Annotated in this window: 11 protein-coding genes; 6 read left to right on the top strand and 5 right to left on the bottom strand. The window is 58.8% G+C overall.

Annotation, left to right across the window (positions count from 1 at the left end):
• Positions 1 to 32: 32 nt before the first annotated feature.
• On the top strand, positions 33 to 1,982 hold the full coding sequence (locus M9Q49_RS07010; protein ID WP_254507999.1) for a thioredoxin domain-containing protein: 1,950 nt from the start codon (positions 33 to 35) through the stop codon (positions 1,980 to 1,982).
• Between the two features lie 89 nt (positions 1,983 to 2,071).
• Here the strand turns inward: M9Q49_RS07010 and M9Q49_RS07005 are convergent, their stop codons facing one another.
• Entirely contained in the window at positions 2,072 to 2,542 is a 471-nt protein-coding gene (locus tag M9Q49_RS07005; protein WP_254507998.1) for a thiol-disulfide oxidoreductase DCC family protein, read from the bottom strand.
• 195 nt (positions 2,543 to 2,737) lie between these two features.
• Here M9Q49_RS07005 and M9Q49_RS07000 point away from each other — a divergent pair, with 195 nt between their 5' ends.
• Positions 2,738 to 4,546, top strand: a complete 1,809-nt coding sequence (locus tag M9Q49_RS07000) for an ABC-F family ATP-binding cassette domain-containing protein (RefSeq protein ID WP_254507997.1) — start codon at positions 2,738 to 2,740, stop codon at positions 4,544 to 4,546.
• An 11-nt stretch (positions 4,547 to 4,557) separates the two neighbouring features.
• Here M9Q49_RS07000 and M9Q49_RS06995 read toward each other — a convergent pair whose 3' ends face one another.
• Both M9Q49_RS06995 and M9Q49_RS06990 read right to left on the bottom strand, forming a co-directional pair.
• The gene (locus M9Q49_RS06995; protein WP_254507996.1) at positions 4,558 to 5,262 is read right to left on the bottom strand and encodes an anti-sigma factor family protein; all 705 of its coding nucleotides are present in this window, start codon (positions 5,260 to 5,262) and stop codon (positions 4,558 to 4,560) included.
• On the bottom strand, positions 5,259 to 5,798 hold the full coding sequence (locus tag M9Q49_RS06990; RefSeq protein ID WP_254507995.1) for an RNA polymerase sigma factor: 540 nt from the start codon (positions 5,796 to 5,798) through the stop codon (positions 5,259 to 5,261). Before M9Q49_RS06990 ends, M9Q49_RS06995 begins: the two co-directional genes overlap by 4 nt.
• Before the next feature lie 857 nt (positions 5,799 to 6,655).
• Here M9Q49_RS06990 and M9Q49_RS06985 point away from each other — a divergent pair.
• Genes M9Q49_RS06985 through M9Q49_RS06975 form a run of 3 tightly spaced genes read left to right on the top strand, consistent with a single transcriptional unit; the run spans position 6,656 to position 9,634 of the window.
• Complete coding sequence (locus M9Q49_RS06985) at positions 6,656 to 7,468, top strand: lipoyl(octanoyl) transferase LipB (protein WP_254507994.1); 813 nt, start codon at positions 6,656 to 6,658, stop codon at positions 7,466 to 7,468.
• Positions 7,452 to 8,465 (top strand): lipoyl synthase, encoded by a 1,014-nt coding sequence (gene lipA / locus M9Q49_RS06980; RefSeq protein WP_254507993.1) that lies wholly within the window; start codon positions 7,452 to 7,454, stop codon positions 8,463 to 8,465. The genes M9Q49_RS06985 and lipA overlap by 17 nt, the downstream gene beginning before the upstream one ends.
• An 11-nt stretch (positions 8,466 to 8,476) precedes the next feature.
• Positions 8,477 to 9,634: a sulfotransferase family protein gene (locus tag M9Q49_RS06975; RefSeq protein WP_254507992.1), complete on the top strand. Its 1,158-nt coding sequence runs from the start codon at positions 8,477 to 8,479 to the stop codon at positions 9,632 to 9,634.
• Positions 9,635 to 9,740: 106 nt separating this feature from the next.
• On the opposite strand, the gene M9Q49_RS35365 is transcribed toward M9Q49_RS06975, so the two are convergent.
• Positions 9,741 to 10,877 (bottom strand): hypothetical protein, encoded by a 1,137-nt coding sequence (locus tag M9Q49_RS35365; RefSeq protein WP_261365027.1) that lies wholly within the window; start codon positions 10,875 to 10,877, stop codon positions 9,741 to 9,743.
• 128 nt (positions 10,878 to 11,005) lie between these two features.
• On the bottom strand, positions 11,006 to 11,617 hold the full coding sequence (locus M9Q49_RS06965) for a hypothetical protein (protein ID WP_254507991.1): 612 nt from the start codon (positions 11,615 to 11,617) through the stop codon (positions 11,006 to 11,008).
• A 150-nt stretch (positions 11,618 to 11,767) separates the two neighbouring features.
• On the opposite strand from M9Q49_RS06965, the gene M9Q49_RS06960 reads away from it, so the two are divergent.
• A complete protein-coding gene (locus M9Q49_RS06960) occupies positions 11,768 to 14,395 on the top strand; it encodes a tetratricopeptide repeat protein (RefSeq protein ID WP_254507990.1) in 2,628 nt (875 codons plus the stop codon).

Below are 14,395 nucleotides of genomic sequence, written 5' to 3'. Positions count from 1 at the left end.
GCGTGCTCTTCATCAACCTCTCGAGGCGATCAATGCGCAACTGCATTCTCCTGACGGCCTGTTTGTTTTTCGCGGCATTCTTGCTCGCCCACGCCGAGGAACCGAAGAAGCCCGGCGAAGGGAAACACCCTGCCAATCGCCTCGCCAAAGAAACCAGCCCCTATCTGCTGTTGCACGCCCACAATCCGGTCGACTGGTATCCCTGGGGCGATGAAGCTCTCGCCAAGGCAAAGAAAGAAGGCAAGCTGATCTTTCTGTCGGTCGGCTATTCCAGTTGCCACTGGTGCCACGTGATGGAGCGCGAGTCGTTTCTCGATGACGAGATCGCAGCGTACCTCAATGAAAACTTCGTCTGCATCAAAGTCGATCGTGAGGAACGGCCCGACCTCGATGCGATTTACATGGCAGCGCTGCAGGCCTACACGCAAGCCACGACGGGCCGCCGCGGTGGTGGTTGGCCGATGACGATCTTTCTCACGCCGGAAACCAAACCGTTCGTCGGGGTCAGTTACTTGCCGGCCCGCGACGGCGATCGCGAAGGGGTATCCGGCTTTTTTGGCGTGGCACAGCGCATTCAAGCTGCCTGGGAGAAGCAGCCCGAACGCGTGAAAGAAGATGCCCAGACGTTGACGGACATCGTCAAGGCAGAACTCGAAAGCCGCCGAGCGTTGTCGCTCACGCCGATCGACATCAAGCTCTACAACGCCGTGCAACCGGCGCTCGATGAGCAGTTCGATGCAAAATGGGGCGGCTTTGGTTACGACGAAATTCAGTGGCGCCGGCCGAAGTTTCCCGAGCCCGCCAATCTCATCTATCTGCTCGATCACATACGCCGCACCGACAATGCCCGCAGCAAAGAACTCCTCACATTCACGCTCGAAAAGATGATGCGGGGCGGCATCTACGATCATGTCGGCGGCGGCTTTCATCGCTACAGCACCGATCGACTCTGGCGGATTCCGCACTTCGAAAAGATGCTCTACGACAACGGCCAACTGGCGACGATCTATGCCGAAGCGTCGCAACTGCTCAAGCGGCCCGACTTCGCCCGCGTGGCCGATGAAACGTGCGATTTCGTCCTCCGCGAAATGACCGACACAACCGGCGGTTTTTATGCAGCCCTCGACGCGGAGTCGGAAAGCGAAGAAGGAAAGTTCCAGCGCTGGACCAAGGAAGAACTGAAGTCCTCGCTGACGAATCCGCAGTTCGAAATCCTCAGCGAATTGTTCGCTTTGCAAAAAGATCCGAACTTCGAAGAGAAGTATTACGTCCTCAATCTCGCGCAATCTCACAGCGAGCTCGCTGCAGAAAAGAAGTGGTCCGAAGATAAAGTTGTGAACACCTGGGGTGTGCTGCGCGAGAAGCTGCTCAAGGCCCGTGACACTCGCAAGAAACCACTGACGGACATCAAAATCCTCGCCGCCGACAACGGCCTGATGATCGCCGGACTGGCCGACACCGGCCGTGTGCTAAAGCAACCGAAGTACATTGACGCTGCCAAAAAGGCCGCCGATTTTGTCTTGACCAACATGCTGACGAAGGATGGCCGGTTGCAGCGGAGCTATGCGAGCGGCGCGGCGAAGTTCAACGCCTATTTGGACGACTACGCGTTTCTCACATACGGCCTGATCGCCTTGCATCGCGCGACTGGCGAAGAACGTTGGCTGAAGGAAGCAGAGAAGCTGACGCAAAAGCAAATCGAACTCTTTGCCGACCCGCGTGGCGGCGGTTTCTACTTCACCTCGACCGATCACGAAGCCTTGCTGGCCCGCGGCAAAGATCCCATCGACAGCGCGAGCCCGGCCGGCAATTCGCTCGCGGCGGGAAATTTGATCTATCTCGCCCAGCAGGCGAAGAAACCCGAATGGCTCGACCTTGCCGAAAAAACGATCCAAGCTGCGGCGGGAATACTCGAGCGATCGCCGACTGCCTCGCCTTGGATGGCAACCAACATTCCGGCGCTGCTCGATGCGAGGAAGTAACCAAAGTAGGGTGGGTCGAGCGGTACTCCGCGAGGCCCACCGAGGTTGATGGTGGGCCTCGCGGAGTACCGCTCGACCCACCCTACACTCTACTTAAAATGCACCTTGCACCCGCCATCATCGCAGGCTTCTTCCGTCGTCTTCCCCATCAGGTAACGGCGTTTGGCCACTTGGCGATAACAGAATTGCCAGATCGGCAGCGTGAAGGGAATGTGCATGATCGGCGCGAGAATCCACAGCTTCGGCAGCACTCGCGATAGATAGCGAAACGCCGCGGCCCCGCCGTAGCGGTTCCCTTGTGGATCGACCACGTACATCTGATCCATCAGCATCTCGTGAGTCAGGTCAGGCCAACGGCGAGCGACTTCGGCGTCGTGGAGCGAAATGAACGCGACTCGGCCCTTGCCATCCCAGCGGGCCAGATTCTTCACCTGCCCCGTGCAAAACTTGCAATGGCCGTCGTAAATGACGACGGGGGCATCGGGCAGTTCGGCCGGCTTGGGCAAGCGAACGTTGGTCGCAGGTTTGACGGCGGGAGTGGGTTGGGTCGCGGTGGTCATGTTTTTTCCAGTGTCGCCGCTGCGAATCCACAGTGGCTGCTGAATTGTATACCGCAAACGCCGCCCCGGAGTAACCGCAACCGGTGCTCCCACCCGCCAACTGCCCGGCTGAACCGCCTTTACCAATTTTAACCCCTTACGTACGATGGGTTTTTGACTTTTGCTTGGGAAGTTCGGGAAGAGGGTTGGTTCGCGATGGCTGTGCTGCTGCAGATTCGGAATGCGTCGAAACGCTATGGCGATCAGATCCTCATGGATAAGGCCGAGGCCACGATCACCGACGACGAAAAGGTCGGTTTCGTCGGCCGCAACGGCGCGGGCAAAAGCACGCTGCTCCGCGTGATCCTCGGCGAAGAAGAACTCGACAGCGGCGAAATCATTCGCCACCCGCGACTTCGCATCGGCTACCTGCGCCAGCATGATCCGTTTGAACCGGGCGAGTCGGCGCTGCAATTTCTGATGCGCGACAGCGGCCAGCCCGATTGGAAGTGCGGCGAAGTCGCTGGGCAGTTCGAACTCAAAGGCGCTTACCTCGAAGGACCTGTCGCGAAACTTTCGGGCGGTTGGCAGACGCGCGTGAAGCTCGCGGCGCTCCTGCTACATGAACCGAATCTGCTGCTGCTCGACGAACCGACGAACTTTCTCGATCTGCGCACGCAGATTCTGCTCGAGCACTTTCTCAAGGACTTCCGCGAAGCCTGTCTGATCGTCTCGCACGACCGAGCATTCCTCAAAGCGACCTGCGGTCACACCCTCGATCTGGCGCGCGGCGCGTTGACGTTGTATCCCGGCAAGATCGATGACTTTCTGGCCTATCAAGTCGAGCAGCGTGAGCACGAAGAGCGAACCAATGCAGCCGTGCTGACGAAGCGGAAGCAGCTCGAAGAGTTCATCGCCAAAAACAAAGCCCGCGCGAGCACCGCGACCCGTGCGAAGTCAAAGAGCAAGCAACTCGAGAAGCTCGAAGTCATCGACATCGCCAGCGACGAACCGACCGCGCTCATCCGCGCTCCGCAAGTCGAGCCGCGCAAGGGGCCTGCCGTGCGTTGCCGCAATTTGTCGATCGGTTATCCCGATCGCGAAATCGCCAGCGGCATTGACGTCGAAATTGAGCACGGCAGCCGGGCTGCGATCGTCGGCGACAACGGCCAGGGTAAGACGACGTTCCTCCGCACGCTGGTCGATTCGCTCTCGCCGCTCGCCGGCGAAGTGAAGTGGGGCCATGGCTGCCAGGTCGGCATTTATGCTCAGCACGTTTATACGAACTTGCCCGAGAAGCAAACGGTGCTCGACTATCTCGAATACCAGGCCGCGTCGGGAACCAAGATTCAGCAAATCCTCGACATGGCCGGCGCCATGCTCTTCCGCGGCGAAGCGGTCAAGAAGAAAGTCTCGGTCCTCTCTGGTGGCGAACGAGCCCGCCTCTGCATGGCGGGGCTGCTCCTCAGTCAGCACAACATTCTGATTCTCGACGAACCGGGCAACCACTTGGACGTCGATACGATCGAAGCCCTCGCGCAGGCCCTGATCGATTACAAGGGCACGGTGATTTTCACGAGCCACGATCGGCACTTCATGAGCCGCATCGCGACCTGCATCATCGAAGTCCGCGACGGCCACGTGGTGAACTACCGCGGCGATTACGACGCTTACGTCTACTACGTCAACAAGGAGATCGAAGCCGGCGAACGCGAGCTGAAGGAAGCCAAGTCGCTCGCCAAAGGCGCGAGCGCCGCGGCTAAAACGGCAGATAAAGCCCCGGCAAAACCAGCCGCTCCGCCACAGCGCAGCGAGCGCGAAATCCGCAAAGAAATGAGCACGCTGGAACGAGCCATCGCCAAGCTTGATGGCGAGAAAAAAGCCATCAACGCTCAGCTGATGCAAGCCACCGATCCGAAGGAAGCTCTCCGCCTGCACAACGAAGTCGCCAACCTGACGACGCAACTCGCCGACACCGAACAGCGGTGGTTCTCGCTGCAGGAACAACTCGACGATGCGTTTTAGTACCGAACCGACTAATAGCTAGGCCGGTTCACCGGCACGATACGATAACCTTCGACTGGCACCATCATTTGCCGGCCGTCGTCAAGTTGGATCGGCATGAGTCGCGGTTGACGGTCGATGCGGTGACCTTCGGCAGTGAGGGCCTGCAACAAATCATCGGGCAAAGCTGGTCGCGATGATTTATAAATCTCGGTCGCCGTTTCTGGATCATAAACGGCTACATCCATCATCTGCGGCTCTTCACTACCGTTGCGATTCACAGCGAGCTGCACCTTGCCGAGCGGCTGATTGTTGTGAGCGGCGGCTTGTGTCGGGGCAGTCGGTTCGACCGGCGCTTTCGCAATTGGCACGTTGTTCGCCGGTTGAGTTCGTTCGACAACTTTCCAGGATTGCTGCACCACGAAGTACGCCGCCAGGAAGCTCGCCGCGGCGACGAGAAACATTCGCAACCAATCGCCGGCGATGTTCTTTTGCGGCGCGGGTTCTGCCTGCGGCGGAGCAACAGGTTTGATTTCTGCCGCGGCCCGCACACTGTTCATTTCCGCTCGCCAGGCCTGCGCTTGCAGAAACGCTTGCGCGCACTTCCGCCAGGCCGCCGGCTGTTGTTCGAGCGAGAGGAGCACCCGCCGATATTCGGCTGGCGACAACTCGCCATCCACCAGGCGATCGAGCACCACGTCGTCAATGTCTTCTGCGTTCGGTTTTGGTTCGTTCACGATTCCACCTCCGCATTCAATCTCGTCAGTGCGTCGCGCATCCGTTGCCGGGCACGATGCAGCCGCGTTTCCACGGCAGCATGGCTGCAACCCAGATGCGCCGCAATCTGGTGATAGTTCCAATCCTCGGTGTATTTCAAAAGCAGGATCTGGGCATCGCGCGCGGGCAACAGATCGAGCGCCCGCCGCACTAAATCCCGCCGTTCACTCGCCAGCAACCAACCCAGCGGCTGAGCCGGCGTCTCGCGCGTCTCGACCGGCGTGAGCTCCATCGCCCGCTGCACCAACTTTCGCCGCCGACCACACTTCCGCCGATACAACAGCGACTGCCGCACGGCGAGCTGATACAGCCACGGCGCCAGCTTCGCCACATCGGCCAGCGGTGCCGCCTGCCGAACCGCCGCCAAAGCCACTTCCTGCATCACATCATCCACGGCCTGCGGCTCTTGCAACCGCGCAAGGATCACCGTGCGCAGCCACCGGTCGTGGAGCGTGAGCGCGGCTTGCCAGTCGATCGCAGACAGGGTCGTTTCCAACAGGCGGGTATCCTGCTTGGCCGGGGCAGCAGCTGATGTGCGGTACCAAAACCAATGTTACCGCTGCCCGCCGGATCTTGCTTCTGGGCAAAAAGCGGCCGCTCGCACAACGGTACAAGTTTTACAACACCTTTTCACCGCAGCGAGAACCTTCCTAAACATCGATGCAGCCGAAGGTTGCGTCCACAAATGGCTGTCCGAAGGCAAGTTTTTCACAACAGCGCGTTTTCGGTCAATTTTGACATTCAAGACTGCTAACTCAAGGCTGGAAACAACTTGCCGCAATTAAGTCGAGCTGAAAGCGAGTCAGTTCTCACAACACTTTCACAACACCTCGCACCACTTACTACAAGTAACCATTCAAAGCCGGAGACCATCAACCGGCGATCGATTGGTTTCTGCAAGCGAGAGGCTCGAGTCACAAATAACACCAACTTTTCAAAGAGCGCGGCATAGTCGTCGGCGCTCAATTTTATACGTTTGTTCACATGCTGTCAATCGCTGCCCCTCGTTCAATTTTTGCTCACTTCGGTAACGACCCATCGTCGACTTTCGCTCCGCGAAAGTTAAACGGAGGAAGGACAACGCGCGCCAAGGAACGAGCTCCGCGATGTTCCGGACCTCGGAGAGTAGCGGTGGAAGGTCGCTCTCCTAGAACTCATGCGATTGCCAAACACGACAGTAACCGACCCCGCCTGCGTTGGACTTTCGCGGGAGCGAAAGTCGACAATGGGTCCTTCTGCAAAGGACCTGACGCTAGCGAACCCATCTTTCTTGACCTCGCTCGATTCTTAACGCTCTGCTAATCTCCGCCCCTCCTCGTTCGGCTTATCTACCCGTCGCCAGATGTTCTACTTATGTCGCGTCGCGCGCCCGCACTGCCGCCGTTTGCCACCCATTTTTTCTCCCTGGGATTGGTCGACTACGAAGACTGCCTGACCGCTCAAAAGCGGCTGGCTTATGACGCCGTCACCCGCGGCGATGGCCGCATGACGGTGCTGATGTGCGAACATCCGAATGTGATCACCATCGGTCGCCGCGGTTCGCGCGATCAATTGCAACTCACCGGCGCTGAGCTCGCCGAGCGCGAGCTGACGGTCCGCTATGTCGCTCGTGGCGGCGGTTGTTTGTTGCACGCGCCGGGGCAACTAGCCATTTATGTCATTACACAGCTCGGCTGGCATCGCTGGAGCGTGGGCGATTTTCTGCGGCGGTGGCAAAACGGTTTGGCCGATGCACTTCAGACGCTGAATGTGCAAACCCAGACCCTGCCGAAACATTTCGGTCTGTGGGGCAAGAGCGGCTTGCTCGCCGCGCTGGGCGTGGCCGTCAAGTTCGGCGTGTCGACGCATGGGGCATTTTTGAATGTCGACCCCGACCTGCGGAGCATGCGCCGCATCGAAGCTGTCCCCGCTGCGGAATACCGCGACCTGACGGCTACTCAGCCCGCTGCTAAAAACTCCCTCGAATTCCCCACCCGGCCGGTGCCGTCGTCTCTCCTGTCCGAGACGGCAATCCCGGTTAAAATGGATGCTGTCCGAGCCGCCGTGGTGGCCCAGCTGGCTGCCGCGTTCGACTGCGGCAACTATCAGCTGCATACCAGCCATCCGCTCCTACCTGAAATTGCCCCCGAATTTCCTGGAACAGCATCTCGTGAATCTGTTGCGTGAATTGCCTCTCTATCGCGAACCGACCAACGACTGCACGTCGGGTGGTTGCGGATCGGTTGCTGCACCACAACCAGAACAACTCGCCGACCGCCGCTTGCCGCGCTGGCTGAAGCGGGAAGTGCCCAAGGGGAACTTCAACCATCAGACGCAAAGCTTGCTCGAAGAGCTGAAGCTCGAGACCGTGTGCGATAACGCGAAGTGCCCCAATCGCATGGAGTGCTATTCGCAAAAAACGGCCACGTTCATGATCCTCGGCAACGTCTGCACCCGGCCCTGCGGCTTCTGCGCAGTCGCTCGCGGCAAGACGCAGCAAGTCGAAAGCGACGAACCGGCCCGCCTGGCCGAAGCCTCGTTGCGACTGGGTTTGAAACACGTGGTGATTACTTCCGTCACGCGCGATGATCTCGCCGACGGCGGCGCGGAACATTTCTATCAGTGCGTGCTCGCGGTCCGCGAAAAGACCGGCGCTGCCGTGGAAGTTCTCACGCCCGATTTCATCAACAACGAAGCCGCTCTCGCCCGCGTGGTTGCGGCCCGGCCTGAAGTCTTCAATCACAACACCGAAACGGTGCCGCGACTTTATCGCAAAGTGCGCGGGCCGAAGTCGGACTATCGCTGGACGCTCCATTTGCTCAAGCGGATCAAGGAACTCGATCCGACGATCAAGACGAAGAGCGGCTTGATGCTCGGCCTCGGCGAAACGACGGAAGAGATTTTTGAAGTCCTCGCCGATCTGCGGAGCGTGAATTGCGATCTGCTCACGCTCGGTCAGTATCTGATGCCGAGCGCCACCGCAGCCGACCATTACTTGCCGGTGGTTCGTTACGTGCCGCCGGAAGAGTTTGATTTTCTCGGCAATGCAGCCCGCAAGATGGGATTTGCCGAAGTGGCGAGCGGGCCGTTTGTCCGCAGCAGTTATCACGCGCGCGACCTTGCTGATGCTGCAAGTGCGCAGTCCCAAGCAGTCGCTTCGCTCGCCGACACGGCCAGCGTTTAACGAGGGAATCGATGGGCGACACGCCAGCCAATGTGAAATCGGCTTCTTTGGAGAAGTCGAAGATGAACACCTATCCGTGGTACAGCCCACGCTTTTGGCACGCGCTGCGGATCAGCGATTGGTTCAGCCTGCTCGCTCGTCACGGCTTTCGCATTCATCCGCTCCGCATGCCGATGGCGGCCATCATCACCGCCACCACGCCGTTCAATTCAATCTGTGCGCTGGCTCAGCGCATTTGGTTCGGCGGTTACATTGAGCGCACGCGGATCGAAACGCCGCCGGTCTTTATCGTCGGCCATTGGCGGAGCGGCACGACGTTGCTGCACGAACTGCTGAGCAACGATTCGCGGTTCGCCACGCCGAATACGTATCAGTGCATGGCGCCGCACCACACCTATCTCACCGAGTGGCTCGTCGGCAAGCGAATGACCTGGCTCGTTCCCAAGCAACGGCCGATGGACAACATGGCCGCAGGTTTCGATCGGCCTCAGGAAGACGAATTTGCGATCCTCGCGCTCGGCGCCCCCACGCCTTACGCGCGCATGGCGTTTCCCAACGACACGCCGCCGGATTATTCCGATTCGCTGAACCTCGACGAATGCTCGCCCGAGCATCTGGAGCGTTTCAAAGCAGCGCTGATGTACTTCACCAAGCTCATCACGCTCACCACCAAGCACAAACAGCTGCTGCTGAAATCGCCGCCGCACACCGGCCGAATCGGCCATTTTTCGCGATGGTTTCCCGGCGCGAAGTTCGTGCACATCGCGCGGCATCCCTTTTCGCTCTTCCCGTCAACAATGCGACTATGGGAATCGCTCGACGACGTGCAAGGCTTGCAAGTCGCGAATCATAAGAACAACCGCGAGTATGTTTTTGACTGCTTCGAGCGAATGTATCGCGGCTATGAAAAGCAACGGAATGAAATCCCGCCCGGCGACTTGTACGAATTGAAGTACGAAGACCTGGTGAAAGACCCGGTCGGCGAATGCGAGAAGATTTATCAGAAGTTGCAGCTCAACAACTTCGAACCGGTGCGGGAAAAAATCATCCAGCACATGGAGAAGGAAAAAGACTTTAAGAAGAACAAGCACCCGACCATGGATGAGGAAACGGCCAGCGAAATTCGTCGCCGCTGGGCGGGGTATTTTGAACGGTTTGGGTATGAGTGAGGTTGGGTAGAGACGAGAGGCGGGAGGAAGAGAAGACGGTGGAAGGGATCGCAGTGCGTACACGAAACGCGAATCGGCGAACTTCTTTGAAACCGCTCGTCGCTGGCTAACCCCGTTTTCCCATTTCGCGTTTCATGCCCGGGAGCACCGTCGGGGGCAACAACTCGTCGACCGAGAGGGTTGGTTCTTGCGGCTCGGATTTGGCTTCCAACTTTTGCTGTGTCGGTTGCGGACGACGTTCGGTGGGTTGTTCTGGTGCGCGGCGCTGCGGTGTCGGTTGCGCGCGATCTTCACTTTTTGGTGCCCGTTCCTCGCTGGGGCGGCGGACTTCCTTTTGAGTTGACTCGGTTTTCGGGGCCGAGCGTTCTGGTTCCTTGCGCGGCGGCGCGCGGTCGTCGCGAGTTGGTGCGGAACGATCGCTGCGCGTGGGTGGCGAGCGTTCGTCGCGCGTCGGAGGTGAACGCTCATCGCGCGGTGTTGACGGTCGCGGCCGCGTTGATGGTGCGCTCGATTGCGGGTCGGCTTCACGCTTTGGCGCCGAGCGCGAAGGCGGCATGCGTTCGTCGCCCGCTGGTTCTCGCGCTGGCTCGCGCGATTTCGATGTTGGTTTGGCGGGCGGCGTCGGCGCTTTCGGCGCGGGTTCCGTTGGCGCCGGCGGGAGTGGCGCGAGTTCGCCCAGCGGTTCTGGAGTTGGCACCGCCGGCTGCGATTGCAGCGGCGGCACGAGGATCGGAGTCGAACAGTAGGGACAAGCGACTTGCTGGTTGCTCATCGCGGCCGTGACTTGCAGCGGATTGTGGCAGGCCGGGCAACCGAGCGTGATCAGTTGCTCTTGCGGTGCGGGTTGCTGAGGAAAATTCTGTTGCGGTGCGAACCCAGGTTGTTGGTAGCCCGGTTGCTGATATCCGGGCTGACCGAAGTTCTGTTGCGGAAAGTTCTGCTGGCCATAGCCGGGCTGCGGGCCGAAGCCTGGCGGCATCGATGGCTGCGGCTGCTGGTGGAACTGCGGAAACGACGGCTGCGGTTGATAGCCCTGCTGCGGATAATTCGGCTGGGGCTGATACTGCGGTTGCTGGAACTGAGGCTGTTGATATTGGGGCGCGAGATGCGGGGCGAGCACCTCCGGCGGCGGCAGCACGAGCACATTGTGACAAAGGGGACAAGCGACCTGCTGGCCACCCATGCTCGCATCGACTTGAATATTGCCCGCACAAAAGGGGCAGGTCAAAGTTACCGCCGTCATCGCCGCTCACTTCCGTTCCGAGCCCTTCGCTCGCCGTTCTTCAACACCGGACTTAACGCATTGCCGAGAACCTCATCTTAATCGGCGAGGGGAATTTTTGCATCGGCATGTTGATTGCAGCTTTGCCGCTAGTTCGCCGGTAAATCAGCGGGTTGTGCGGGCGTTCGGCGGATTTCTCTATACATCTGAACCAGATGAACCACGGCAAAAAAAACGGTGCTCAGCTGCAGACTGCAAACGCTTACGCTGACCCGAGCAAATTTTAGTAACTGCCGAGGTTCAGTAGGAGCCTGCGAGAATACCTTACGCGAAAGATCGGGAAACCCGTCACTGAACATGGAGGCAATAAGCCCCGCCATGAAGCTGATAGACGCTCCTCCAATAGCTATCCAGAGTATTCTGATCGCTGCCTTCTCGTACGTCATCGGTACGCGAGTCATTCGTCCAGCAACGGCGATGAACAATGTTGAGAGCAAAACCCCCACGACCAAAGATTCCAGCGCCCCTTGAAAGATGGCATGGATCCAAATGCCCCAATCATCACCTTCCCAGTTCTTCACAATGCGAAAATACTCTGGGCAATCCCGCGCGTGCTCACCGTTCGCCAACACTCCAACGGCAATGAAGATGAGAGCCCCCGTTGCGATGATTTGCAGATAAGCAAGCAGCCAGGGCTGCGGCCGGTCTGCTTCAGACTCAATCGGGATCTGCGGCGACTCATAAGGATTGATTCCCGCCATCTTCCTACCCCAGCCCCCGCTTCATTCGCTCGCGAATCATTCAGCCGAAATTTCCAAGCACGCCCAGTCCGCCTGTAGTCTGCCGGGGTTCCATGAAATAGACTTGATGCTTCACCGTCTAGCCAGAGGCGGCAACGAGGATGAAACTGCATGCTCGCTTGGCAACGTTTGGGAAACGTTCTCAGCCGCTTTACTCGCGGCCATGGCGAACTTCTTTCTATTGCGGGACCTCTTCTCCTTTTCTTCGCCAGTTCTTTCGCTGCGTCTGCTACCGCGGCTGATTTGGCCGAAGCGGCCCAATCGTTTCGCACCGGTAACTATGCGGAGTGCATCGCGTCGGCCAGCGAGCTCGTCGCGCAGAATGAATATCACGAACCGGCTTGGATGCTGAAGATCCAAGCAGAGATGGAAACCGGCAAATACGCCGACGCGGCGAAGTCGCTCGATGCGGCCCTCGCCAAGCTTACCTACAGCGTACAACTGCGCTGGGTTGGCCGCGATGTTTGCCGTCACACGCAGCAACTCGAGCGGGTCGAAAAGTTCGACGAAGAAATCAAAGCCCTGCTCGTGCAATCGCCCTGGCGATACTCCGACATTGCCAGCCAGCTGATTGTCGGCCGCTGGATGCTCAGCCAGCGGACCGATCCGAAGCAAGTGCTGACGAAAATCTACAACGATGCCAAAAAGCGGATGCCGAGCAACGTTGACATCTGGCTCGCCATCGGCGATTTGGCGCTCGACAAGTACGACTATCAGCTCGCCGGCGAAGCCTTTCAACAAGCGGTGAAGCTCGATGCCACCAGCGCCGAGGCTCACTTCGGCGTCTCGCAGGCGTTTGCTCCGAGCGATTCGAAAAAAGCCGAAGCGGCCGTGCTGAAGGCGCTCGACATCAACACACAGCACGTGAAAAGCCTGCTGTTTATCGCCAACGAACACATCGACTCGGAACGCTACGACGATGCCGACAAAGTACTGCTGCAAGTCGCAGCGATCAATCCGCAACATCCTCGCGGTCTGGCTTATCGCGCGGTGATTGCCCATCTGCAGAACAAACTCGCGGTCGAAAAACAGCTGCGTGCCGCGGCCCTCAAGAGCTGGCCGACCAATCCGGAAGTCGATCATCTCATCGGCCGGAAATTGTCGCAGAAGTACCGCTTCACCGAAGGGAGTGCTTATCAGCGACAGTCCTTGAAGTTCGATGAAAAGTATCTGGTCGCCAAAACGCAACTCGCGCAAGACTTACTCCGCCTCGGCAAGGAAGAAGAGGGTCTAAAACTCGCCGAAGAAGTAAACGCCTCCGACGGCTACAACGTGTTGGCACACAATCTAGTGACGCTACAGGAACACCTGGCGAAGTTCCGCACACTCGAAGCAGATGGCTTTCAAGTGCGGATGGATGCTCGCGAAGCCGACATCTATGGCCAGCGCGTGTTGGAGTTACTTTCGCGGGCCAAAAAAGATCTCTGCGCGAAATACAAAATCACGCTCGATCAGCCGGTGATCGTCGAGATGTTTCCGCGGCAACAAGACTTTGCCATCCGCACCTTCGGCATGCCCGGCGGGGCCGGTTTCCTCGGCGTGTGCTTCGGCACGGTCATCACGGCGCCAAGTCCCGCCTCACAAACGACCACGCCCGCCTTCTGGGAAGCGACCCTTTGGCACGAGTTCTGTCACGTCGTCACGCTGACAAAAACGAAGAACAAAATGCCGCGCTGGCTTAGCGAAGGAATTTCCGTTTACGAAGAAGGCCTCGCCGATGCGACCTGGGGGCAAGCCATTAATCCAAAGTACCGAGAAATGCTCCTCGGTGACGATCTCACCCCCGTGAGCAAATTGAGCGGCGCATTTCTAAGTCCACCCTCAGCGGCGCACTTGCAGTTCGCCTATTTCGAATCCGCTCTCGTCATCAAGTTCTTCGTCGAGAAGTATGGTCGAGACAAACTCGAGCACGTCCTCGTCGATCTGAGCGTCGGCATGCCGATCAACGAATCGCTCAACCGCTACACCGGTTCGCTGGCAACCTTTGACGCGGAATTCGCCAAGTACGCCCGCGAGTATGCCAACGCGATGGCCCCGAAAGCCGATTGGGCCACTCCAGAACTTCCCCGCCGCGCAACGGCAGAGGTGATCACCGCGTATCTGAAAGATCATCCGAACAACTACGCCGCGTTGCAGCGTTTGGCCGTCACGCAAGCGACCACGAAGGACTTCGCCGCTGCAAAAACGACGCTCAAGAAGATGCTCGAGCTATTTCACGAAGATGCCAGCAGCGGTGGCCCCTATGCAGCCCTTGCACATATCTACAAAGAAGAGAAAGACGCTGCAGCGGAAAAGGCAGCACTCATCAAGCTCGCTTCTCTCTCGGCCAATGATCTCGATGGTCTGCTGCGGCTATGCGAATTGACCGCCGATGCCGGAGAATGGAAAGAGACGGAAAAATACGCTCTGCGCGCTATCGCCGTGAATCCGCTCCTCCCCGCCGTTCATCGTCAGGCCGCTCGGTCCGCGGAACAAGCGAAGAACTACGCGCTCGCTGCCGACAGCTATCGTGCACTGCTCTTGCTCGAACCTTTCGATACGGCGGAATTGAATTTTCAGCTCGCGACCGCGCTGCAAAAGCAAGGCAAACTACCGGAAGCCAAGTTATTCGCCCTTCGCGCGCTCGAAGAAACGCCCCGCTACCGTGCCGCGCAGCAGCTGCTCCTCGAACTCGTCACGGCGGTTCCGACAACACCGCCCCCGGCAACCAAAGCACCCGCCGATTCACCTCGGAAATAA

The sequence above is a fragment of the Anatilimnocola floriformis genome (assembly GCF_024256385.1).
Taxonomy (GTDB): Bacteria; Planctomycetota; Planctomycetia; order Pirellulales; family Pirellulaceae; genus Anatilimnocola; species Anatilimnocola floriformis.
The sequence above is the reverse complement of the archived record's forward strand: the minus strand, read 5'-3'. Positions and strand labels throughout refer to the sequence as shown.

Coding starts and splice junctions, on each gene's coding strand:
- M9Q49_RS06960 (WP_254507990.1), top strand. CDS start 11,768: ATGCTCGCTTGGCAACGTTTGGGAAACGTTCTCAGCCGCTTTACTCGC.
- M9Q49_RS06985 (WP_254507994.1), top strand. CDS start 6,656: ATGTCGCGTCGCGCGCCCGCACTGCCGCCGTTTGCCACCCATTTTTTC.
- M9Q49_RS07005 (WP_254507998.1), bottom strand. CDS start 2,542: ATGACCACCGCGACCCAACCCACTCCCGCCGTCAAACCTGCGACCAAC.
- M9Q49_RS07000 (WP_254507997.1), top strand. CDS start 2,738: ATGGCTGTGCTGCTGCAGATTCGGAATGCGTCGAAACGCTATGGCGAT.
- M9Q49_RS06975 (WP_254507992.1), top strand. CDS start 8,477: ATGGGCGACACGCCAGCCAATGTGAAATCGGCTTCTTTGGAGAAGTCG.
- M9Q49_RS07010 (WP_254507999.1), top strand. CDS start 33: ATGCGCAACTGCATTCTCCTGACGGCCTGTTTGTTTTTCGCGGCATTC.
- M9Q49_RS06965 (WP_254507991.1), bottom strand. CDS start 11,617: ATGGCGGGAATCAATCCTTATGAGTCGCCGCAGATCCCGATTGAGTCT.
- M9Q49_RS35365 (WP_261365027.1), bottom strand. CDS start 10,877: ATGACGGCGGTAACTTTGACCTGCCCCTTTTGTGCGGGCAATATTCAA.